Annotated in this window: 20 protein-coding genes; 17 read left to right on the forward strand and 3 right to left on the reverse strand. The window is 69.4% G+C overall.

Going from position 1 to position 23,548, the window contains the following annotated elements; genetic code table 11:
* Nucleotides 1–231, reverse strand: a 231-nt coding sequence (locus tag KUTG_RS52155; protein WP_157495747.1) for a helix-turn-helix domain-containing protein, incomplete at its 3' end; no start/stop codon positions are given.
* 762 nt (nucleotides 232–993) lie between these two features.
* Nucleotides 994–2,484: a helix-turn-helix transcriptional regulator gene (locus KUTG_RS52160; protein ID WP_157495459.1), complete on the reverse strand. Its 1,491-nt coding sequence runs from the start codon at nucleotides 2,482–2,484 to the stop codon at nucleotides 994–996.
* On the opposite strand from KUTG_RS52160, the gene KUTG_RS65625 reads away from it, so the two are divergent.
* The 5 genes from KUTG_RS65625 (at nucleotide 2,483) to KUTG_RS52180 (ending at nucleotide 8,912) form a co-directional block, all read left to right on the forward strand.
* Entirely contained in the window at nucleotides 2,483–2,605 is a 123-nt protein-coding gene (locus tag KUTG_RS65625; RefSeq protein ID WP_255360999.1) for a hypothetical protein, read from the forward strand. The genes KUTG_RS52160 and KUTG_RS65625 overlap by 2 nt on opposite strands.
* Nucleotides 2,606–3,020: 415 nt before the next feature.
* Nucleotides 3,021–4,244, forward strand: coding sequence for a hypothetical protein (locus tag KUTG_RS52165; RefSeq protein WP_043727638.1), 1,224 nt, complete (start codon nucleotides 3,021–3,023; stop codon nucleotides 4,242–4,244).
* A 1-nt stretch (nucleotide 4,245) separates the two neighbouring features.
* Entirely contained in the window at nucleotides 4,246–5,100 is an 855-nt protein-coding gene (locus KUTG_RS52170) for a hypothetical protein (protein ID WP_043727640.1), read from the forward strand.
* 408 nt (nucleotides 5,101–5,508) lie between these two features.
* Nucleotides 5,509–6,279 (forward strand): class I SAM-dependent methyltransferase, encoded by a 771-nt coding sequence (locus KUTG_RS55165; RefSeq protein ID WP_084580876.1) that lies wholly within the window; start codon nucleotides 5,509–5,511, stop codon nucleotides 6,277–6,279.
* A gap of 263 nt (nucleotides 6,280–6,542) precedes the next feature.
* Complete coding sequence (locus KUTG_RS52180) at nucleotides 6,543–8,912, forward strand: ATP-binding protein (protein WP_043727642.1); 2,370 nt, start codon at nucleotides 6,543–6,545, stop codon at nucleotides 8,910–8,912.
* Between the two features lie 87 nt (nucleotides 8,913–8,999).
* Here KUTG_RS52180 and KUTG_RS52185 read toward each other — a convergent pair whose 3' ends face one another.
* Complete coding sequence (locus tag KUTG_RS52185; protein ID WP_198047685.1) at nucleotides 9,000–10,235, reverse strand: cytochrome P450; 1,236 nt, start codon at nucleotides 10,233–10,235, stop codon at nucleotides 9,000–9,002.
* Between the two features lie 500 nt (nucleotides 10,236–10,735).
* On the opposite strand from KUTG_RS52185, the gene KUTG_RS52190 reads away from it, so the two are divergent.
* From KUTG_RS52190 to KUTG_RS52240, 12 genes are all read left to right on the forward strand, one after another.
* Nucleotides 10,736–11,095 carry a hypothetical protein gene (locus tag KUTG_RS52190; RefSeq protein WP_043727643.1) on the forward strand — a complete coding sequence of 120 codons (360 nt, stop codon included), beginning with the start codon at nucleotides 10,736–10,738 and terminating at the stop codon, nucleotides 11,093–11,095.
* A gap of 142 nt (nucleotides 11,096–11,237) precedes the next feature.
* Nucleotides 11,238–13,817 carry a sensor histidine kinase gene (locus KUTG_RS52195; protein WP_052396479.1) on the forward strand — a complete coding sequence of 860 codons (2,580 nt, stop codon included), beginning with the start codon at nucleotides 11,238–11,240 and terminating at the stop codon, nucleotides 13,815–13,817.
* A complete protein-coding gene (locus KUTG_RS52200) occupies nucleotides 13,817–14,248 on the forward strand; it encodes a roadblock/LC7 domain-containing protein (protein WP_043727646.1) in 432 nt (143 codons plus the stop codon). The genes KUTG_RS52195 and KUTG_RS52200 overlap by 1 nt, the downstream gene beginning before the upstream one ends.
* A gap of 2 nt (nucleotides 14,249–14,250) precedes the next feature.
* Entirely contained in the window at nucleotides 14,251–14,625 is a 375-nt protein-coding gene (locus KUTG_RS52205) for a DUF742 domain-containing protein (RefSeq protein ID WP_043727647.1), read from the forward strand.
* Nucleotides 14,615–15,196 carry a GTP-binding protein gene (locus tag KUTG_RS52210; protein WP_157495748.1) on the forward strand — a complete coding sequence of 194 codons (582 nt, stop codon included), beginning with the start codon at nucleotides 14,615–14,617 and terminating at the stop codon, nucleotides 15,194–15,196. Before KUTG_RS52205 ends, KUTG_RS52210 begins: the two co-directional genes overlap by 11 nt.
* Nucleotides 15,197–15,318: 122 nt before the next feature.
* Nucleotides 15,319–15,990: a DUF6879 family protein gene (locus tag KUTG_RS55170; RefSeq protein WP_157495461.1), complete on the forward strand. Its 672-nt coding sequence runs from the start codon at nucleotides 15,319–15,321 to the stop codon at nucleotides 15,988–15,990.
* 2 nt (nucleotides 15,991–15,992) lie between these two features.
* Nucleotides 15,993–16,880: an SAM-dependent methyltransferase gene (locus KUTG_RS52220; protein WP_063753675.1), complete on the forward strand. Its 888-nt coding sequence runs from the start codon at nucleotides 15,993–15,995 to the stop codon at nucleotides 16,878–16,880.
* A gap of 1,123 nt (nucleotides 16,881–18,003) precedes the next feature.
* Complete coding sequence (locus KUTG_RS52225; protein ID WP_043727650.1) at nucleotides 18,004–18,894, forward strand: hypothetical protein; 891 nt, start codon at nucleotides 18,004–18,006, stop codon at nucleotides 18,892–18,894.
* A 407-nt stretch (nucleotides 18,895–19,301) separates the two neighbouring features.
* Nucleotides 19,302–19,475: a helix-turn-helix domain-containing protein gene (locus KUTG_RS62825; RefSeq protein WP_198047686.1), complete on the forward strand. Its 174-nt coding sequence runs from the start codon at nucleotides 19,302–19,304 to the stop codon at nucleotides 19,473–19,475.
* Nucleotides 19,476–19,818: 343 nt separating this feature from the next.
* Complete coding sequence (locus tag KUTG_RS52230; protein ID WP_043727652.1) at nucleotides 19,819–20,607, forward strand: CPBP family glutamic-type intramembrane protease; 789 nt, start codon at nucleotides 19,819–19,821, stop codon at nucleotides 20,605–20,607.
* A 294-nt stretch (nucleotides 20,608–20,901) separates the two neighbouring features.
* A complete protein-coding gene (locus KUTG_RS65630) occupies nucleotides 20,902–21,258 on the forward strand; it encodes a helix-turn-helix domain-containing protein (protein WP_255361063.1) in 357 nt (118 codons plus the stop codon).
* Entirely contained in the window at nucleotides 21,255–23,336 is a 2,082-nt protein-coding gene (locus KUTG_RS52240) for a hypothetical protein (RefSeq protein WP_198047688.1), read from the forward strand. The genes KUTG_RS65630 and KUTG_RS52240 overlap by 4 nt, the downstream gene beginning before the upstream one ends.
* Nucleotides 23,337–23,548: the final 212 nt, after the last annotated feature.

Below are 23,548 nucleotides of genomic sequence, written 5' to 3' on the forward strand. Positions count from 1 at the left end.
CAGGCCCACAGGGACGGCGCCGGTGGTGGTGATGGCGGCGGCGATGAGCGCGCCGTCCCCGCCGAGCTCGGTGTCGAGCCGCGCCGCGAGTTCAGCCGATGGCGGCTTGTGTCCATTGAGGATCCGGGACAGGTGGGCCTTGTCGAAGAAGACGCGGCGGGCAAGCTCTCGCAGGCTGACGTCGCGTTCGCGCATGAGCCGCTTCGCGGTGTCGCCGAACGTAGTGGCCATGGTCGTGTCCCGTGGTGTGCGTTGACCGTTGACCACCCGTTGCTGGTGGTTGGTCAACGTCTGTCCCCGGTGATCACGGTAGGACGAAGGTCGTCGCCATGACCAACCGGGGAGACGTGGTTGCGTCGTGGTTCACCATTTCGGCGCAGTCGGTGCTGGTGATCGCCGGCGTGCTGCCCACCTTCGCGTCGTGCCGCCAGGCCGGCCGGCAGCATCTCAATGGGCATGCCGGCGACGTGCCCGGATGGTCGCTGGTCCTGAGCGCGCCCGGCTGCGGCACCGGCGCGCGGCGTACCCAGGTCGAGGCTGAGCTGCAGTTGTCCTGTGCAGGCCGTGGCATACCGGAATCAATTCCACCGGATCCCCGCAGGCCACTCGTGCTGACCCGCAGCCACCGATGTGCGATCCCAGTGCGCCCATCACCCGCTCGCCCCGCCGGCTCCCACGGCGCCTGTCCTTGCGCGACCGGCTGCTCCCCGGCGACGCGGTGCGCGTTGCCCCTCCCTGTCTCGGGCAGTGGTCACGATCTGGTCGTGCTGGTCCCCGTAGGTGGGAGGCCACTGTCATGACCATCCGGCCAGATGCGGTCGCAGCGTGGTTCACCCAGTCGGCGCACTGGGCGTTGATGATCCTCGGCGCTGCTTGCGTGATATGCGCGCTGTGGTGCGCCCACCGGCTGCGACGTGAACACCGACGGCGCCACCGCGTGGACGCAGTCGCTGCCCACCTTTCCCACAGCCCGTCAGGACATCGGCGATGCCACTAGTCAGACAGCAGGCGCGCACGGTGCCGCCACGCCAGCTGCAACGCCGCCGTGCAGCTGGCACCCATCCTGCCCTCCGCCCAGAACCGGCCCACGTTCTCAGCGCTGAACGCGATCCCGTGCTTGCTGCGAGCACCGCCGTCACTGACCAACGTGCCTTCGACGTTGCTGCTGGCCATCTGCCGAAACAACACGTCGAACACCGGCGCGTCGAACACGACCGCCACGCTCAAGATGAGGTTCAGGCTGAGCGGATCCATCACCAGCCCGAGCACGTGCACCCGCACCTGGCCGGCGTCGCGGGCTTGGGTGATGTCTCGGTAGAACGGCCAGCAGTCGTAGTCCACCGGTACGCCGCTGCTGCCGTCGTGTTCCGGCATCCCCAGCAGTTCCTCGGAGTACTCGCGGACCAGCGTCTTCCAGATGTCCAGATCGGCCGGGATGCTCTGCGGGGCGATCGAGGCGGGTTGGAATTCCCCGGCGGGAATCAGGCCGGTCATGCCGGACCCCACCGCGACCGCGCGGGAATCTCGCTGCAGGACCAAGAACTCCGGCGTTCCCGCACGCTCGGCGGCACGCAGAGTCACTGCGGTGACCGAGAGGTTGACCGCTCGGTCGGCCAGCTCGAACGGCCGTGTCCCGAGCAACGCTCGGTAGGGAAGCGCGCCCAAGGTCGGTGGTGCGCTGTCACGGTGGACGTAGGCGGCCAGCTCGTGCACCAGCGCTTCTGCGACGTCGAACTTTGCGAAGTAACTGGACAAGCCGAAGGTCAGCACTGGACCGTTGGGCGTTTGCAGGGAGGAGCCGAGCAGGCGATAGCTGGCGCGATTCTCGAACAGCGACGGCGGAGCGAGGTAGCGGATCGCGCTGCTGTAGCTGGGAAATGCCCGTCCCGGTGCACGCAAGGGCAGCGTCGGTGCGGCTTCGGGCTCCTGGCCAGTGATCAGCGGCGGCGGAGGATGCTCCACCCACTCCAGGGCAACTGCGTCCAGCGGCACCGGCTGCTCAGGCACCCAGCCGGCAGCGGCCAGCACCGGCAGCCCGGACACACGCGCCTCGTCCGGGTACAGCTCCAGCGCCATGGTGGTCAGCCGAGTCCCGTAGTGCGCAAGCGACCCTCGAACCTGTCTCCACTGCTGTTGGCTGGCCGACACCGCGGGGTTGGCGTCCGTGACGCTGTCCAGCCGAGCGGTGGCTTTTGGCGCCTCGGCGTCGCCGGGGCTGGCGGGATCGCCGGCGCTGTCGCGGATGGAGTTCGGGCGCTGCTGGCGGGGCAAGTCGAACCACAGATACCGCTGCGGCATGCCCAGCGTGGCCGCCCAGCGGATCATCGTGCTCAACGAGTCCTGGATTTTCGCGTTCTCGTAGCGGGAGACTTCAGCCTGGGAGATGCCCAGCCACCGTCCCAACAGAGTCTGAGTGATGCCGTCCTCGCCGAACACGGCCTTGTGTCGGGGATCGGCCCGGTAGGCGGCCAGCACGCGCCCCATGTCCCGGGAGGCGAACGCCGCGCGCAACGGCGGCGTGTTCCACCACGTCTCCGGCAGCACGGGCGGGGCGGTCTCGTGCCTGCGGCTGGCCGTGCACGGTGTGCACATCTCGCCGGAGTGATCGGCGGCCACCATCGCGCCGCACCCGCGGCACGTGCGATCTCCGGTGCCAGGTGTCTGTCCGCCCACACGCCCCCTCATGTAACTCACTATTCCAGATCGGCATACCTGCAGGTCGAGATGGAGACCGTGGCGAGGACGCGGCGCCGTGCGGTGGTGGACCCGTGCCATCGAGCGGGTGACGAGGACGTCGCTGCCCGGCGACCGACATGGCCGTCGGCTTGCGCGGCCACACCTCGGGGGGCCGCATTCCGTCCCGGCATGACGCCGTATGCCGCATCCGTCAGGCCACGGATGGCCGAGACACGTGACAGTGACTGCGCGCGTGGGACGCCGACAACGACCGGCAGCGCATTCGTCGAGCTCAACGACGCCCGCCGCACGGGCCACACCCACGAACGATTCCGAGGAACAGCATGACGGACGACGACGCCCCTGTTTCCCCTGTCGACACAGCTCTCCACCTCGCCGTCAGCATCGCGACCAACCGCGGCGAGCAACTCGACGTCGACGTCGACGTCGCCGGAGAGCTGTCCGCGCTGAACGCCGCCGACCCGCGATCGCTGCCGGCCATCGCATCGACCCTGCTGAGCCTTCTCCGCGACCACGACGCAACGCTGAGCAGGGAGGCAGAGCTCCTCGCCAGCCGGGATGACGGCACACCCTCCGCACTGTGGGACCGCGCAATCACGCGCGTGCAGCAACTGCGCGATCACCCGCCGACGGGCACGCCGGTCACCGCGATAGGCGACGTCGACGACGTCGATCTCAGCCTCGCCATCTGCCACATCCTGATCCTGCACGTGGCGGTCATCCTCGGTAACGAGCTCGTTCTCTGGCTGAAGGCCCTCAGCGCCTCTTCCCAGGTCACCCGCGCCCTCGACGACGCAACGATGTTCGCCGACCCCACCAGCGCCGAGGCCGCCGAGAACGGACAGTTGCTGTGGCTGGCCGCCGTCGACCTCGGCCCGCACGACGCGGCCGCTGACCTGGTGGGCGCGGTGAACGGCCTGCTCCACTACGTGCTTGGCAACCAGCCCACCCTGCTCGCAGTGACCGGGCTGGCGGGCAGCCCCGACGACGGTGACGCGGAACTGCACGAGCTGGCGCTCGCGCTGACCGGCACCCACAGCGAAACGGTGCAGGCACTGCGGACCGGCCCCGACAGCGCCCTGCTGCTGGCAACCTCGATCGTGCGGCCGCTGCGCTGGTACGACCCGCGTATCCCGGGGACGGATCCGGACCTGGCCGGGTGGCTGTTTGCCGAGATGTGGGGACAGCGGGTCTGGGTCACCGCCCGCCGCCACCTGACCGACTTGCCTGTGTCTCCCGAGCGGGCAGCGGAGCCCTGCTTGGTCATGGGGACCGCGCCGGCCGGTCGGCCGCTGGAGTTGACCGGCCCCGGAGCCTGGGTGCGGGTGTCCGCCGACTCATGGCCGGACAGCGCATCGGACCGCCCGCACATCCTGATGTCGGCCACCACACCTGGGCTGGTCGTGGGCACCTCCACCTGCGGTGAGGGTGTCCTGCTGCACTCCTGCGCGCCCTACTCGATCGCCACGGCACGCGTCCGTATTCCCGACAGCGGCGCGGGACGGCAGGCCGCGCTGGCCCATCACGCGCGCACGGGCGGAGCCTGAGATGCCCGAGCCCGTGTCCTCGCCCTGGGGCGGCCAACTAGTCCGCGACTTCAACTACATCCTGGCCGTGGCCTCGCCTCCACACACCAACGCCCGTCGCGCCGTGTGCTCGCTGCCCGCACTGGAAGAGCGTCTGGCCACCTACGCCGCGGTGCGGCGCCGGATGGACCTTGCCCCGGACCGGGTCATCCACTGCGCGCTGCCGGGCCAGGACCCATTGCCCTATGGCTGGTCGAAACCCCGGACGGAGAGGCCCGCGACCTGCGCGGATCTGGGCTGGCTGTGGCGGGCGTATCTGGGACAGGGCCTCACGGTCACCACGGCCGGCAGCCACGGCCTCGCGCCCGAGCGCGGGGCGTTGGCGTCCTTCGCCGCGATGTCGCGGCTGGTGTCGTCACTGACGCTGCGGGTCGAGATCACGGGCGTTCTCCCGCAGGAGGAACTGGATAGCCTGGCGGAGGATGTGCGGATCCTTCGTCCCTTGTGGACTATCCCGGCGGTCGGCCCCGGCGGCGACGAGCTGCCCAGGAAACGTTTCCAGATCCAGATCGTCCACGTCGGACCTGCCGAGCGCTACGCGCACAACGAGGCGTGGGCGTTGCTGTACAGAGTGGACATGCCGCTGCGGGAGTGCGAGGCCGTGTTCCACGACCCGACGCGGCTGGTGTTCCAGCAGAGGACTCCCGGCGATCCGACCCGGGCCGTGCCCGGCTACGGCTACGGCATCCGCGGCGAGGTGTTCGCCGTCCACGCCGACGGCGTGACCATCGAGAACCTGCGCACCGGCACCCAGCCGCACGCTTCCCAAGCTGCACACACGCACCTCGGCCGGTACGACACGGGCCCCGAGCGATGAGCACGCACACCACGCGGTTGCCGACCGCTGTCCGAACCTCCTCGCGCAGCACCGGATACGGTCCCGGCCTTGCCCACCGCACGTGGAGACCGCGCGGTGTTGTCGGTCATGTCCACAGCGGACGGCCGTCGCGTGTCACGTCCCGCGCCTGTGCGGTGTGGGGCCCCTCCGATCACCCTGTGGCACGACCGGCGCTGTCTGCGCTGGGGCATGGACTCTGCCGTGGGCGCCGATCACCACCGGGCCTGTGTCGTGATCGCCCACTACACCCGCAACGGGACCGCGTCGAACCGAGATGCCGACCGTCGACGCCCACCCGGTCCGCGACGCGGTGATCTCACCACTGTGGACCTCCGCCACTCCGGCACGCCCCAGCCCAGAACTCCCTAGTACAGAAAGCGATCCGCCATGGACTCCCGCGGCTACGGCACGACTTTTCACCACCGGCGAGAAGGGGAATGGCGACGGCTCGTGGCCCTCGCCGACGTCATGGACCCCTACAGCCGCACTCGCCTGCAGACGCTCCCGGTCCCGCAGCATCCGGCGATCCTGGAGGTCGGCCCCGGCGCGGGCGCGATGGCCCGGTGGATGGCTGACGCCTTCCAGCCGGCCGAGTTGGTGGTGCTCGATTGCGACCGGGACTTGTTGGGCCGCATCGGGTCTGCCGCGATCCGTACGGTGCACGCCGACCTGACCGATGCCATGTTGGCCCAGCCCGGGCAGTTCGACCTGATCCACGTCCGCAATGTGCTGGCGCATCTGCCAGACCCGCAGGTCGCGCTCGACCAGTTGGTGTCGTGGCTACGGCCCGGCGGGTGGCTTGTGCTGTCCGACATCACGGACTCGGCCTCCTTGACCTCCGACCCGTGGGCACTCGCGGTGGCCCGCGTGATCCGCGAAGGCCTGAACACGCACGTCGGCAGTCACCTGGACTGGGCTCCCGGCTTCCCGCAGCCGTTGCGCCGGGCCGGGCTGGAGGACGTCCACGTCGCGATCGACGTGCCGCCGTTGGTCGCCGGCGGCCCGGCGCAGCAGTTCCTGTCGATGACCGCGCAGGCACTGTCTTCCACCGGCTTCGCAGAGGTGGGCGAACCCGGCCCGGAGCTGCTGACCGTCTCGCCCATGGCGATGGTCAGTGCCTGGGGATGCGCGCCTCACGCCCGCAGCGCCAGGTCGTGACAGCGGCCGCAGGCACCTGAGGACACCTCGCCGGGCGGTCACGGAGTGTCCGGCGCCGCGCCGTCCGTCGAATGCCGGTGGTCGGCCTGTCCCGCGCCGCGATACGCCCACTGGCCGGCGGCCCAGCGTGCGGTGCCGGCTGCCGGCCGCACGCCGCTGCACGCGGGCACCGACACCGATCACCTCTGCCCACACCCCCAACGCCCTGGGCGCACGACGCGTCGTACCCGCCGCTGCTGCGTCGCCACCACCCCGAGGACACCATGACCACCACCGGCAACGGGTCCCTCCTGCCCGCCTTCGTCACACCGCTCATCGGACGCGACGGCGATGTCGACGCGATCCGCACCTTGCTGGACGAGCGGCGGCTGATCACCCTCACCGGTCCGGGCGGCATCGGCAAGACCAGGCTGGCCGTCGCGGTGGCAGACGTCGTCGTGAAAGACGGCGGCGCGGTGCGGTACGCGAGGTTGACGGACGTGCCGGCCGACAACCCGACCCGGCCGGCGCAGCAGGTCACGCCCGACCTCGCCGCAGCGCTGGGCGCCGGCGCCGGCCAGACCAGCGTGCAGGAGCTGATCACCCGCATACGCGACGCGGCCGGAGACGGTCTGCTGCTGGTGCTGGACAACTGCGAGCACGTCACCGCGCAGCTGGGGGCCGTGCTCGGTCCCCTGCTTCAGGGTGTCCCTCAGCTACGGGTGCTGGCCACCAGCCGCGCGGTCCTCGACGTGCCCGGCGAACAGGTGCACCTGGTGCCGCCGCTGCCGGTCCCGCACTACCCGACCAAGGCCGCAGTCGACGCCGCCGGCTCGGTGATCCTGTTGCGGCGGCTGGTCGCCGCGCACAGCGGCACCGACGCGCTTCCGCTGGATCCCGAGCCGCTGATGCGCCTGGCGCACCTGCTGGGAGGTCACCCGCTGCTCATCGAGCGGGCCGCGCAACGACTGCGCACCCTGACCGTCGAGCAACTCCTGGAGCGCATGGATCGGTCCCGGACGGTGCTGACCACTGCCAGCATCAACCAGCGCCACACCAGCATCGACGCCGTCGCGCGGGGCAGCCACGCGTTGTGCACCGATCGCGAGAGGTGGGTGCTGTGGCGCTGCTCGGTGTTCCACGACGCGTTCGACCTGGACGCGGCCGAAACCGTGTGCTCCGGTGACGGCATCCCACCCACCGACGTGCTCGACCTCATCGACAGCCTGGTCGCCAAGGGCATTTTGAGGGTCATCCGCACCGCCCGCGCCGGACGGGCCCGCTACACGTTCGTCGAGCCCGGCATGCGTGAGCTGGCCGCGAGCATGCTCGACCGCGCCCAGCAACGCGAGACCACCGACCACGCCCACCGGCAGCACTACGCCACGCTGCTGCACCGCAGCGCCCACAGCCGTCACGGCTCCGCCCAGTTCGCGGTCATGCGCGAGGTCGGCAACGCGATGCCCGAACTTCCCGGCGCGCTCACCTCGATGATCGACGCCGGGCATCCCGCCGAGGCACGGTGGCTGTGCGCGGACCTGATCGCGACCAACGCCCCCCTGGCCCTGGGCGCCGCCACCGGCGCCCGGGCCCTGGCCGCCTTCGCCGCGCCCCACGGCATCCCGCAGACGACGCTGACACCCAACCAAGGCACCGAATGGGTGTCGTTCTTGGCGATGCAGGTGTGGCTGCACGCCGGTGCCGGCGACGCCCGAGCCGCCGCCGAGCGCCTGGCCGAGTGCGTCGATGTGGCCGGCCGAACCCGCCACGCCGCGGTGCGACGACGCCCCGACCCCCAGCGCCACCACCTGACCGGCATGCTGCGCTACGCCGAGGCCGCGCACGCGCTGCTGGTCGACAACGACCCGGTCGCGGTCGCGCTCAGCGAGCAGGCCTGCGACGGGCTGCGCGCCGCCGGACCGGCACTGGACGCCGACCACGCCCGCGCCCAGCTGTTGCGGGCGTTGTGCTACGCCCTGGTCGGCGAGGACCTCGGCCAGGCGCGACGCGTCGTGGCGTCCCTGGTCGACGACACCGACACCAGCGGCGAGCCCTGGAGTCATGGCTTCGCGCTCTGGGCGCTGGCGTGGGCGAAGTTGCGTGCCGGTGAGACCCAGGCCGCGCGCAACACCGTCCTGCGCTGCCTGCGGCACATCCGCGACATGGACGAGTGCTGGCTGCGGCCGTGGGCACTGCAGCTGTACGCGGCGATCCGCACGGCTGAGCTGCCTTCCAGCCGCAACCGCACCCGCGACGCCACCCGCATCGCCCAGGTCATCGGCGCGGCGAACCAGGCCCAGCGCGACGGCGGCATGAACACCGACGGCGTAGGGCCGATGGCGCTGCTGAACGAGACCACCCGCACGGGCCTGGCCGCGGTGCTCGGCGCCGGCGGGCTGTCCCGGGAGATCACGGTGGGCGCGCAGTACCCGGTCGAGGCGATACTGCGGACCCTGCTGGACAACCGCGCGCTCAAACCGATGGGAGAGCTGACTCAACGGCACCGCGAGGTCGTCGCACTCGTGCTCCAGGACCTGACCAACACCGAGATCGCCCAGCGCCTTCGCCTGTCCCCGCACACCGTCAGGCACCACATCGCGGAAGCCATGCACCGTCAGGGCGTCTCCGACCGCCGGCAGCTGACCCTCCCCTGACGGGGCGCGGATTCGCACGAGCCGCCGCTCGGGCTCCGGTCCAGTGCCCGCCATCGCCGTGGACCGGAGCCGGTGACGCCGGGGGAGCTAGTAGCTGACCAGCACCTGGTCCGGGCGGTGGGTGATCTGCGACTCGCGGAACTCGCCGACGGAGTGCAGCTGCAGGTCCGGGGCCTTCGCGACCATAGCGGCCGCCGCGATCCTGGCTTCCAGCTGGGCGAGTTGGGCGCCGAGGCAGGCATGCGCGCCATGCCCGAACGCCAGGCTTGCCTCCTTGGGGCGGTACAGGTCGAACACGTCCGGATTCGGGCGACGCCTGCGCCAACCGCGGTTGGCCGTCAGCAGATTGGGCAGGACCACGTCCCCCTCGGGGATCACCACGCCCTCGCCGAGGTCGACGTCGCAGACCGCCACGCGGTAGGCGGCGTTCTTCAGCGGCGCGTGGCACCACAGCGTCTCCTGCACGGCAGCCGGGATCAGGCTGGTGTCGGCGACGACGGACCGCCACAGCCGGTGCTGCAGCAGCGCCACCACCATGTTGCTGATCAACCCGACGGTGGTCTCGTGCCCGGCGATCACCAGCAGCACGGCGTTGGTCAGAATCTCGGCGTCGGTCAACCGCGGGCCGTGGGCGCTCGCGGTGAGCAGCGCGGACAGGATGTCCTCGCCCGGCTTCGCCGCCTTGGCCTTGAGCAGGTCGGCCAGATAGGCGGCGAGCTTGAGACTGCCGCCCACCGACGTCTCCTGATCGGCGGCCATCATGTCGTGGGTCCACGGCCGGACCATGTCGCGGTCGGACGCCGGGACGCCCAGCAAATTACAGATGATGGTCATGGCGAGCGGGAATGCCAGCGCGTCCACGAGATCGAACGGCTCACCCGGGCCGGGCCAGGCCGCGATCAGCTGGTCGGTGACCTGCCTGATCTCGGCTTCGGGAAGGCGGGTCCTGGTGAACCACTGGCGGAACGGCGTGCGCAGCCGCATGTGCTCGTCGCCGATGTTGAACAGCATCGCGAGGGGGTGGACCAGTCCCATGGTCTCGCGGGGCTTTCCCGCCGCCTCGAACTTGTCGCCCAGCGCCTTCCCGACCAGCGCGTAGTTCTGGGAAAAGCGTTGGCAGTCCCGGTCGGCCAGGATGGCCCGCACGTCGTGCTCGCGCAGAACCGACGTGATGGTGTAGCCGTCTCGCAGGGGAACCTGCACGGCCGGGACGGCTTCGTGCGCCTGGTCGCCGAGGCCAAGGGCGTCGGGTCCCCAGAAGCTGTAGGGCAGAGCCTTGCCGTTGATCAGGCTGGGCACCGACCCGGATCCGGTGATAGTCATGCCGCCACCGTCCGGCCCGCCCGCATCCGCGCGCATCGGCCGATGACGACCGCTTTCCCCGGCCGCCGATCCGGCGCGACGGTCGAGTGTGGACACCGCCGCCGACGCCACCAACGGCCTCAGTGGACGCCCGAACATGTCGTGCCGCGACGCACGCGAGCAATGGCAATCCCCCGAGCGGGTGGCGAACGTGACCAAAACGCGGTTTTAGGCCCATGGATTTAGGCCGCCGCAGCCTATACACCGCGAGGCCGGAGGCCACCAGGCTTGCGGTCCCCAGGGTCCGTGCTTCGCCGCCAACTGGTTCTGCGCGTGACCGGAACCCCTGACCTCGCTCACTCATCAGGCTTGGCTGGAGGCCCTCGCATGTCGCCCGGACTCGGCACCCGCGATGCGATCCGGGAGCAGCCGGCCGACCAGGCCATGCGCCGATCACCGCCAGCCCGTGCCGGCGCTGTCTGATTCCGAGCCCAGCCGTTCACCCCGTCAGGAGAAAATCGATGGATCGTCGGACCAGCGCCCCGCCGGTCTGCCCGACCTGCGGCTCGACCAGCCCCCCTGTCGTCGAACAGATCCGTGCCTTGTTGGTGGACGACCGCGCCGTCATGGCGGACCTGGTGGCCAGCGGCAACGGCGTCGGTCTGGGCGAGGCCCGTCGCCAGATCAGCGTGTCCGACCGCGCCCGGAAGCAGGTGCTGGCCGTGCTCACCGACGAGCCCGAGACGCGGTCGGCGTTCCTGGCCCTGGTGGACCTGTATCTGCGGGATGAGGTCTCGCTGGACGACTCGGTGCTGGACGCGGCGAACCTCTACTGGGCCCACGTCGAACACCGGCCCGCCGAGGACACGCCTGTCGGCTAACTGCTGCCGGCGGCAACGCCGCGTGCCCGGCCCCGTCGCTGACATCGGCGTCCGCCCGCCGACACGCGCGGTCGCGCCGGCCCGGCGCCGTGCCTGCTCGCCCCGACGTCCCCGGGTCCGATCCCAGGAGCACACGAACCCCGTGAACAACCACGACAACCACGACAACCACCACGATCGGCACGAGTCCGAGCGACCCGGCAGCGGGGCGTCGACCCGGCGTCGGCGCAGAGCGCGGCCGACGAGCACCAGCAAGTGGTCGATCAAGGCGCGCCTGACCGGCGTGGTCCTGATCCCCAGCATCGCGCTGATGGTGCTGTGGACGGTCGCCGCCGCCACCCAGGTCTTCGACGCCTACTACGTCAAAGCGGTCGTCACCGGCGTGCGCGAGGTGTCCATCCCTGCCGTGACCGCGCTGGCGTCCACGCAGAAGGAACGCGAGCAGGCCACGGCTTTCCTCGGCGGCGGCTCCGCCGAGGACCTCACACGGTTGCACGACCAGGAGCACAAGACCGACGCGTACCTGGCGTCGATGGCGGCCGCGGCCCAGCAGCTGGCCGCGAACGCGCCGGCGCCGGTCGCGCAAGGCTTGCAGAAGCTCAACGACAGCCTCGGCCAGCTGCCCACGATCCGCAGCCAGATCGACAACCACGCCATCGGGGCTACGCAGGTCTTCGACTTCTACAACACCATGCTGGACTCGGCATGGAGCCTGTTCGACACCCAGGCCCGCGTCCTGCCCGATGTCACGGTCGCCCTGCGAGGTGTGACCACGGCTGGCCTGTTCCGCGCGGTCGACCAGCTGTCGCGGTCGGCGACACTGATCTCCGGCGGGTTCCCCGCCGGCACGTTCGACTCGCCGACCCACTTGACCTACGCCAACCTGGTCGCCTCCTACCACACTGCGCTGACCACAACGATCCCGCTGCTGCAGCCAGACATCCAGGCCCGGTTCAGCGCCTTGACCAGCAGCGCGGACTGGAAGGCCCTCGTCGAGGACGAGAACACGTTCATCGAGCACGGCGCCTGGACCAAAGGCACCGCGGGCCTGCCCGTCAAGCAGGCGACCTGGCGGGACCTGACCAACGGCATCTTCGACCAGCTGGTCGCCCTGACCATCGACCAAGCCAACGAGGTCTCCGGCCAGGCCATCGACGACGCCTACAGCCAACTGACCCTGGCCCTCATCGGTTCCATCGTCGCCTTGGCCGTCGTGGTCGGCACGATCGCAGCCGCGTTCTGGATCGCGCGACGATCCGTGGTGAACCCGCTGCTGTCTCTCCGGGACGCTGTGCGGCACAGCCAGGACCGGATGCACGACATCATGCGGCGGCTACGACTGGGCGAGGAGGTCGACGTCCGCGCCGAACTGCCCGACCTGGACCACGGCCAGGACGAGATCGGCCAGGTGATCGAGGCGTTCAACACCGCCCAGCACGCAGCGGCCAGTGCGGCCGCCACCGAGGCGCGGGCACACGTTGCCGAGACGGAGGCCCGCGTCGCCGAGACGCACGCCCGCGTCGCCGAGACGCACGCCCGCGAGGGTGTGAGCAAGGTGTTCCTCGCGATCGCCCACCGCAACCAGGGCCTCGCGCACCGCGCACTGAAGATCCTGGACACGATGGAACGCGGTGAGGAGAACCCGCAGCAGCTGGAGAAGCTGTTCGACTTGGACAGCCTGGCCACCCGGGAGCGACGCAACGCGGAGAACCTGATCATCCTCGCCGGCGGCATGCCCGGCCGGCGCTGGCGCAAGCCGGTCAAGCTGATCGACGTGCTGCGCGCCGCGGTGTCGGAGACCGAGCTATATCACCGGATCCAGGTGGAGCCCACCCCCGACGTGGCGCTGCTGGGCACTGTGGTGGCCGACACCATCCACCTGTTCGCTGAGCTGGCGGACAACGCCACCAACTTCTCCCCACCCCGCTCCCAGGTGCTCATCAGCAGCAAAACGGTGGCCCACGGGGTGGTCGTCGAGGTCGAGGACCAGGGCCTGGGCATGAGCGAGGAGGACCTCGACCGGGCCAACCGGATGATGATCGAGTCCCCCGATTTCGACGCGATGGCACTGACGACCGACGTCCGACTCGGCCTGTTCGTGATCGCCCGACTGGCCTCCAAACTGGAGATCAACGTCGAGTTCCGGCGGTCCCCGTACGGCGGCACGCGAGTCATCGTGCTCATCCCCAGGGCGAACCTCGCCCCCGACAGCGCACCGGCAGAACCGGCGGCTAGCCCCGACAGTGAGGCGGCGGCAGGCGACGCTGACTGGTTCACCACCGAGGAGGACCCCCTGTGGGTCCTGCACCGTGCCGCTGGGCAGAGGGCCTGGCCGGCACTGGAGTCGAGCACCTCCGGGTCGCTGCCGGCGGCCGCCTCTCCCCGGCAGAACCACCATGGCGCGCCGCCTCCTGCCACCGTCAGCTGGCCTAGCACTGACCTGGTGCCGCTGCCCCCGGCCCCGCCGCTCGACGCGCCGGCGCCCACCGCCGGCTCGGCGAACGGCATCCGTCCAGTGCTACCGCAACGGCACCCCCAGCACAGTCTGGCGCCGCAACTACGCGGCGACCTCTACGACGAGCCCGACCTCGACCCCGATTCCGGCAGGTCACCCGAGGAGATCCGCCGCACCATGTCGGCCTTCCAGTACGGATCCCTCCAGGGCCGCCAGGCAGGCGCGCCCACCGGCTCTTCACCCCAGGAAGAGGGAAGTCAGGACTGATGACCAAACCGAACCCGGTGACCGACCTCAACTGGTTGCTGAACAACCTCACCGAACGGGTCGTGGCCACCCAGCACGCTGTCGTGCTGTCCGCCGACGGCCTGCTCATCGGCAAGTCCGACCAGCTGTCCCGGGACGACTCCGACCAGCTCTCGGCGATGGCCTCGGCCTTCCAGAGCCTGGCCAAGGGCACCGGCCGGCACTTCGGCGGCGGCCAGGTGCGCCAGACCATCGTCGAGATGGAGCACGCCTTCCTGTTCGTCACCGCCGCCGGCCGCGGGGCCTGCCTGGCCGTGCTCGCCACGGAGGACGCCGACGTCGGCCACATCGCCTACGAGATGAACCTGCTGGTCAAGCAGGTCGGCGTGTATCTGAGCTCGGCGCCGCGCACCGCGCCGGCCCCTGCGGACAACAGTGGGCAGAGGGCGTAGCCGTGGCCGGGCAGGAAGCGCGGTGGTACGACGCCGAGGCCGGCCCGCTGGTGCGACCGTTCACGATGACGGGCGGCCGCACCACCCCGGCGACGCCCATGCTCGACATCACGACTCAGGTGGTGACGGTGCCCGCGGTCGGCGAGCGGATCAACCTCACCCCCGAGGGGCAGGCCATCGTCGAATGGTGCCACCACGCCTTGCCCGTTGCCGAACTAGCCGCCCACCTGGACGTGCCACTGACCGTGGTCAAAGTCGTGATCAGCGACCTGATCGAGCGCGGCTACGTGGTCGTCCGCAATCCCACCAAGACCGCCCTGCAGGATCCGGGCGCCGATCTTCTGAAACGGGTTCTTAAAGGTGTCCGTGCACTCTAACCAGGGCCAGGCCGCCGCGCCGGCCCCGGAATCGGTGAAGATATTGGTGGCCGGCGGTTTCGGCGTCGGCAAGACCACCCTGGTCGCCTCGGTCAGCGAGATCCCGCCGTTGAGCACCGAGGAGACGCTGACCGAGGCCAGCACCGACATCGACGACCTGACCGGCATCGAAGGCAAGACCACCACAACGGTCGCGTTCGACTTCGGGCGCATCACGATCCAGCGCGACGAACTGGTGCTCTACTTGTTCGGCACGCCCGGCCAGGACCGGTTCTGGTTCATGTGGAACGAACTGGCCCAGGGCGCGGTCGGCGCGATCGTGCTGGTCGACACCCGCCGATTGCAGACCAGCTTCGCGGCCGTCGACTTCTTCGAACGCCGCAGCATCCCGATCGTGGTCGGAATCAACCACTTCCCCGACTCCCACTGGTACGAACCCGACGAGATCCGCGCGGCCATGGCGATTCCGGAGTCCGTCCCGGTGATCGTGTGCGACGCGCGGAACCGGCGGTCCTGCAAGCAGATGTTGATCACCTTGTTCGAGCACGCGCTCGCCCGGGTCCCCGGCTGACCGGGCAGAGCGCCACCGCATCCGGGTCGGTCAAATCCTGATCAACGGTAGAGGACAGGAATCACATTGTGGATCCGAATACTGTTCACAGCATTGCGCTGAAGGTAAGCAAGTTCGCGGCCGTGTTGGACCACGACATGCGCACCGTGTCGAGATGGACGGTGCACAGCCTCGATCACGCCCAACGACCGAGTCTGCTGTCGACCGAGCGCGCCGTCCTGGCCGGACCGGTCGGACGCCACGCCGAGGACGGTCAGTGGCTGCGCGATCGACTGCGCGAGCAGTACGCGCAAGCCACCGCCGAAGGCTGCCACCGCCGCGTCCGCGTGGTGCACCTGCCACTCGACCACCTCATGCACGCTGAACTGACCGCCGTCCTGCTGCACGCCGAATGCGGCGCGCCGATCCGTGTGGTGACCGCCACGCAGATGGCCCGGTGGGTCAACAACCTGCCTCCCGACCAGGACGTCCTCACCCTCGGCGGGGAGGTCACCTATCACCTGGGCCGCGGCCCCGACGGCGCCATCACCTACGCCTCCCGCACTGAGCACCCCGGGATGGCCTGGCAGTGGCGGCACACGATCGACCAGCTCTACAGCCAGGGGGAAGACGCCGTTGCGGCATGCCCGCGGCTGCTGAGGGAGCAGCCGCTCACCGAACAACTACCAGCCATCGGATCAGTGCCTGTTCCAGCACCACGACACCCGCAAGGCCACCAGGCCCAGGGCAGGACGCCCGATCCGGGCGACCGACACGTCGGCCACGGCGTTGCCGAGGCTGCGAGACGGCGGTGACGATGCGCGAGCGGAACCACAACACCGACCAAGGTCCCTCCGAAGTGGACACCACCCGGGCCAGCGCCGCGCGGATTTACGACTACCTCCTCGGCGGCTCGCACAACTTCGCGGTCGACCGCGAAGCGGCCGAGGCAGTGCTCGCGGTCCTGCCCGAGGCGTGCACGTTCGCCCGCCAGAACCGAGCCTTCCTCCGGCGGGTCGTCCAATACGGCATCGAGCACGGCATCCGCCAGTTCCTCGACCTCGGCTCCGGCCTGCCCACCGTGGGCAACGTGCACGAGACCGCCCAGGCCCGCGTTCCGGACGCCCGCGTCGTCTACGTCGACAACGAACCCGTCGCTGTCGAGCACAGCCTCGGCATCCTCGGAGACAACCCGTACGCGACGTGCATCCACGCCGACATCACCGACACCCAGAGTGTGCTGACCCACCCCGAGACACTGCGGCTGCTGGACTTCACCCAGCCGCTGATGGTGCTGATGTGCGCCGTCCTGCACTTCGTGCCCGACGACCGGCAGCCCGACCGCGTCGTGCGGGAGTACGCCGACGCGCTGGCGCCCGACAGCTACCTCGCCCTCACCCATGCCACTCCTACCGACTACCCCGAGCAGATGGCCGAGGTCGTGGCGATCTACGAGCAGACTCAGAACAGCGCGCACCTGCGCACCCGCGCGCAGATCACCGGCCTGCTCGCTCCGTTGCCGTTGTTTGTGTACCCGGGCGTGGTCTACACGTCGGAGTGGCAGCCCGAGCACCCCGCCGAGGTCGGCGACCCCGCTCGGTCGCTGGCCTTCGGCGCGCTGGCCTACCTGCCCCTGACCCGCGCGCACAGCGGCCCGGCACTGCCCGAACACTGCAGGCAGGCACCCGGCATGGACCCGATGTGACCGCAGCGTCACCGTGACTCGATCTCCCCACCTTTCGGCCGGAGCCGGCCCCGGTGCATCACTTCTGATTGGAGGGCAACGCATGGGCCGACACTCGTTCACCACGCTGGTCCCGTTGCCCACCGTTCCGCGTGGGCGGCGGCTGATGGGCAGGAGCAGAGAAGTGGTCGCCCTCCTGATGCTCACCGCCGCTCACTCCGGCGAGTCGCTGTGCTCCATCGCCGCGCGCACGGGCAGAGCTGAGTCGACAGTGCAGCGAATGCTGCGCGACGTGGGGTATGTCAGCCGGGCCGCCGCGTTCCGTGGTGACCGGCGATTCGCCACCGGCCGCGCCATGGCACTGCGCTTCCGCAACGGCGCGACAGTCGAAGACCTCATGACGTTGTGGGATCTCGCCGCCTCCGAGACCGTGGTCAGGATTCTGGCCGAGTGGGACATTGACGCTCGCACAGCGACTCAGCCCCGCCGACGACGCCGGCGCCCGAAGTCGCGTGGCCACCTGACTCCGGGCGCCGTCACCGCCGCGGGCCCGCCGACGCACCGACCAGCCGCCAGCACTGGAACCAGACGCAGCGCCGTCAGCCGAGAATGCGCCGCGCCCGGCCCCACCAAGTCTGCTGGCACCGCGCCGCCTGGCCCACCTCACCTCACTACGGCCATGACCCCGGCCGCGCCGGCACCGCGTCGACGACTTCGGGCGGTGCCCAGTGCCGACTGGACGCGTTGGAGATGAAGAACCTCTTTTGGGACCTCGTGCGTTGGAACCCGCGCGCTGAAGTCCCAATGCAACATAGCCCGACGGAATCCGCGTCGTAGGCCTTGCGGCAGGTCGGCCGCCACGTCGGGTGCTGTCGACCGTGAACACTCGGTACCCGCACCGCAGTCGAACCCGTCCCAGACTCCCGAAGTCGCAACAAGCGCGCGGCGAAACGATCCCCTGCGCATCCTGATGCCACCACCGGCCCAACCAGCATGAGGAAAGACCCATGATGTGTACACGGGGCGCACTCGCGCCTACTCTCCTAATTCCTCCCGCCATCGGTATGCGGGTCGCATCGCAACGGAGGTCCGCAGGCGTCGTCTTCGACGGCGCTGTCGTGACGCCGGCGACCAGGCGGCTCGCGTGATCTCATCGCTGATCGAGCGGACTTTCACCGCCCGCGAGAACGCCACGCGACAGCCGGCTGTCAGGCTTTCCCTGATGGCCGCTGCCGGACTCCTCGTGGCCTTCTTGTGGGGTATGTGGTCAAATCTCCTGCCGAACTACACCGAGTCCACTCTGACTCGCCTGGCCCCGGCGGTGACCGGCGATACCAATGACCTCGTGGTGAGGGGGCTAGATTTCCTTGTCGCCCTGGTTGCGCTGCTAGCTCTGGTGTTGGCGACCGATCGAGCGGAGATCGGCCTTCCGGTGCGACAGTCAGCCAAACAGGCTGGGGCCGTTTCGATTTATTACCTCGCTGGCCAAACATATATTGTGATCATCTTCGCGATGAGAATCCTCGTCGACCCGTGGTTGCCTGTGGGGGCATCCGGGTTCAATCCGAGCGCGATGAGCATGCAGTACCAGATCCTGGTCAGCGTGGATGCGGCGAAAGAGGAAATTGTCGCGGTGGCGGTACCCGTCGTCATCGCGACGCGTCTCCTGAGAGCCTTCAGCGCGTCGCCGAGTACGCGTCACAAGCTACGTTGGGTGGGAGTGGTAGCTCTAACGGGCGTTCGTCTGGGCTACCACTGGTGGCAAGGAACGCATGAGGCCCAATTGGTCGTATGGGCAGCTGTCGCGGTGGTGATCTTCCTGCGAACGCGCTCATTGGTGGCAATGATGGTCGGGCACGTCCTTATGGACTGGACGAACGTCAGTCTGCTGCGACCGTGGGTGTATGTGATCGTTTTCGGTCTCTTTCTCTATTTCCTGTTCGACTTCGTGCAGGGCGAGGGCGGCGCGCCGGAGAATTCCGGTGGCGGTGGAACAGAGCGCTCTGTCGGCGGCCGCGGCCGAGACTACGGCTGAGCCGGGGCGGCACCGGAACTCATGGCGGGGCGTGTCGGTCGCTGGCAATGGTGGCTGCACCAGGTCGTACGGGCCACCGCAATCGCCGTCCTGGCGGCCAGCGTCCGACGGCCGGTGCCCGAATCTTCGAACTACCACCAGCGGGCACGACACCTCGCGCCCTCGATGTGTTGGAGCGTCAATAACCTGTGCGTGACGCGAAGTACCCCGCAGGCGTCGGCCGGCCACACCACAGCGCGAAGCACTCCGGGCTCGCGACGACATGGCGGCCCCTTCCACGAAACACCTGCGGTCGCCGCCGTCTGGCAAACGATCGGCCAGCGCGGCCGCATCGCGGCGCTGCAACTCGTGGCGTGGGGCCACCAGTTCGGCACGCCCGCCGGCGACGGTGGGGTGGACGTCGCCGGGTGACGCAGCTGGACCTGGCAGAGGCCATCGCCGCGAACCCCGCGTACGTCGACCGGGTACTCGCCCGGCTCCGCGAAGACGGGCTGGTGATCACCGGCCGGTGTCTGTTCCACATCCCCGCCCCCGAGGAATTGGCCCGCGCCGCCCGCGAGCCAACACCGCCAAAAACATGAGTATTACACATTTCACCGTCGCCGTGGACTCTTGATCGTGCCCGCGATCGCCCTGCCCGATCGAGGATGCCTTGCCGCAACACGCGGTTCGCTCGACCCCATCCGTTTGCGGGAGCTGCCCGAAGCGGTCCGGGCCGGCTCCTCATCGCGATCGGGTGCCTGCTCGGCTTCGACCAATCCCAACGATTGAAGGAACGGTGTCGTAGTGTCATCTTCGAGTCCTGACAACCACTCCCAGGCTGGTGTGGATCACGATCGTCACGACGACGAGGCAAGTCTGGGTGCCGCATCGGCCGCCCCGGTCGCGGTCGCCGCGCGGAGCCGTGTGCGTCACGGTCGCGCAGTGCTGCTGATGACCGCCTGCGCCATCGCGGCCTGGGAACTGTGCACCTGGGCGAACGTGCTGCCTGATTACCTGGCTGACGCCCTGGACAAACTCCTCCCGGCAACGATTGACGCCGATGGGTTCGACATGGTCGAGCGGTTGATCTTCCTCGGGCTGTCCGGGCTCGCGTTGGCGTGCGCCGCAACGGCGACGAGTGCGCGTGAGGTCGGTCTCCGCACGGGGGACTGGAGCCGTCAACTGAGTGTGACGGCCTACGGCTTCTGGGGGATGCTGCTCACCAACCTCGCCCTGACCTATGCCGCGACGTGGTGGATCACACCCACGGATACCGACGCCACGCAGACCGTGCCCGATCCCAGCGCTGGTCCCCTGTGGTGGCAGGCCGTGGCCTACACCGCCGCCGCTGCTGAGGAGATCGTCGCGATCGCGATCCCCGTACTGCTCATGCGGACGGTCGCCGAGCATCGGGCGTGGTCACCAAAGACGCGGCAGGTTCTGGGTTGGTGCGGCGTTGCTGCTCTGGCGGCGATCCGGGCGTCCTACCACCTGTGGCTTGGCCCTTTGGCGGCCGTGGTGGCGGTCGTGGCGGTCGTCGAGGTGATGCTCTACCGCAGGTTCGGCTACTTGATCCCGCTCATGGTGGCCCACTGCATGATGGACACGGCGATCAACATCCCGGCCGCGGTGCCGTTCGTGGGTGTGGCGGCGTTTGGGATGACGGCCGTGGCCTTGGCCCGCTTGGTGCCGGAGAAGAACGACGCTGGCGTGTCCGGTGGGACCGTCTGATGGTGGTCCACGACCGACAACGGGCTGTGGCCGGAAACGGCCGGTGGCGGCTTCGGTTGGACCTGCGCCAGCGCAAACGGCCGGATCGTCAGGAACGGAAAGGGTGAGAGTTGCCCGAGGCGTTTCGGGTCGGGTGCCAGCGAGGTCCGTTTTCGCGAACACAACCATTCGCAATAGCCGGTGCGGGGTCGGTTCCTGCGGGAAGCGCGGGCACGAACCATGACCAATACCACACGACGGGATTGTTTTCCCGACCAACGTAGGACGAGGGGACGACGCGTGAAGGGCAGCACAATGCGATCGAGCAGGCCGACGGCGGCCGGCGCCGGCGCCACGGGCACGACGGACCGGAGCACCAACCCTGCACCAGGCTCGGAGCGGAGGAATCCAATTGTCCGGGTCACTGTCGGCCCGCAGGCGGCCACGCTGGCCCCACGCGAGTTCGAGGTTCTCCAACTGATGGCGGACGGATGGCCCAATGAGGCCATCGCGAACTACCTCGGCTTTAGTGGCAGCACTGTGAAGACCACCGTGGGGCGGATGTTCGAGAAGCTGGGTGCGGAAAACCGGGTTCAGGCAGTCACCACGGCCACCGTGCTCGGCGTGATCTGCCTCAGTGACGCGCGCCGCGCCGAGGTCGCCTCCCCGTGATGCCGCCGGATCGTACGCACCTGCCGGTCAGTGTCGCTGGCAGTGATCGCCCATCCCCCGTGGAACACAGCTCGGTCGACAACACGGTCGATTCCGCACGCATTGGCACGGTTGTGCAGGCCGGAGACGTCGGCGGCTCGGTCATCGTGGTGAGCGCGCCGCCGCTTGCCGCTCAACGTCCACTGCGGCAGCTGCCGCCTGCGCGGCCTATCGTCGACCGCGAGGGTGTGCTGGCCGAGCTGGACGCTCTCTATCACCGGGGCACCACCAGCAGCCGCGTCCTAGTCGTGGCCGGCGCACCGGGCGTCGGACTGCGCACCGCGGCGTTGGCCTGGGCGCACCGGCATGCCAGCGAATTCGAGGCCCATGCCGTGGTCAGCGTGACCAGTGGCCTGTACGCCGCCCAGGGCGTCCTGCTGACTGCGCTGGGGTTGGATCCCGACCGGCTCCCGCATGAGATCGGGGATCGAGCGGCGTGGTGGCGTCACCACACCAGCGGGACTCGCACACTCGTAGTCGCGGTCGATCCGCCGCCCGGCATTGCTGGTGTCGAGGCGTTGCTGCCCGGCGCCGCCGGGAGCGTGGTCCTGGTGGCCAGCCATCACCCGGTGCTCGATCGCACCGGTGTCCCCCATCCGCCTGTCAGTGTCGGTGCGATGACCGACGACCACCTGCGTGAGCTGGTGTCCCGCATGCTGGGTGATCAACGCGTCGCCAGCGATCCGGAGGGCGTTCAGGCGCTGGTGGCCCGGTGCGCCGGACTGCCGCTGGCCGCGCGGATCGTCGCCGGCGTCGTGGGGCTGCGCCATCCGAATGCTCCGCTGTCGCAGATCGCCGACCGACTCGACCTGACGGCCGGCCTTGCCACTCAGATGGGGCCGATCATGGACCAGGCCTATGCCGCGCTCCCCGAGGACGCCGTCCCGCTCTACCGCGCGATCGGCGCCTGCGACCTGACGGAGCTGACCCGGGGACTGGCGATGGCGCTCCTCGGCGGCGATGCCACGACCGTTGACCGGGCACTCGAGGCGTTGGTCATCGCCGGACTGGCAGACGAGATCGAACCCGACCTGTACCGGGTGCGTGATCTCGCCCGCGAGCACGCCCGCGCGATGGCGCAGTCCGCCGACCCGGCCGCCGCGCGGACCGCACTGGTGCTCCGCGCGGCACGGTACCTTGAGCCGATCCTGCGGCTGGCCAACAGAACCAGCGGCCGTGACCTCGGTCCGGCCCCGACTGCCGACAGCGCTGACGCGCAACCGGACACCCCATTCGACGGGATGTCACCGACGCAGGCCCTGGACTGGATCGAGCAACGGCGTCAGATCGTGATCCACCTGTGCCAAGCCACGCTGGATCAGGGCCTGCCACTGTGGACTGAATGGCTGGGCACGGCGTTGTGGGTGGTCACCGAATGGCGCGGGGACCGGGAGCTGCGGGATCTGTTGAGCGGCATCCGCCGCGCCGCGGCACAGCTTTCGCAGGATCCGCATGCCCTGCGGCGCGCGATCGGGCGCATCGGCCAGGACTACACCGAGGCGGGCGAGTGGGACGCGGCGTTGCCCTACCTGCTGGAGTCCCGCGCGTTGGCCGCGGCGGCCGACGACCCGGCCGCGCCACGGGATCGCCGCACAGCCGACAAGCGCCTCGCGAACTGGCACGTGCTACGCGGACGGGAACGCCTCCTGCAGAGTGATCCGCGAGGACTGGACGATCTACGAGAGGCCGACAACGGGTTGACCGTCCTGATCGCCGACTACGAGGCCGCGGGGCTACTGGGCAAAGCCGCCGCCGCCTTGACGATGCGCGCCCAGGCCCGCCTCGGCGCGGACCGACGCCTCGACGCGCTCCGCGACAGCGAACGGGCCATCGAGCTCGTGCTTCACCACGGGGACCAGCTACACGAGGCACGGGCCAGGATCACTCACGCCGAGATCCTCACGGCGTGGGGTGATGTTCCTGCCGCTCGTGGGGAGCTGGCCAAAATCGAGCAGTCGGCGGCTGCTCGGGCATTGCCACCACGTGACCAAGCCCGCTGGTCCGATCTCGATAGCATCTTCGACGATTCCGCCACCTGACCTTACAGTCCGCAACGGGTGTTGCTGGCTGGCGAAGTCAACGGATATCTCGGATGCCATTGCGGTAGGCATTTGGTCAGAGGCGCGGCCAGGCTTCCGTGGTCTCACGTCGAGCCCGTCTCGGTCCAGGACGAGGCCCGTCGCCCGTCGTGGGAACGGCTGCCAAGGCCAACGCAACCCCGTCACTTTCGTCGCCCTATGCGACCAGTCGA

Origin of the sequence: Kutzneria sp. 744, from assembly GCF_000568255.1 — a bacterium.
In the GTDB taxonomy this organism is placed as follows: Bacteria; Actinomycetota; Actinomycetes; order Mycobacteriales; family Pseudonocardiaceae; genus Kutzneria.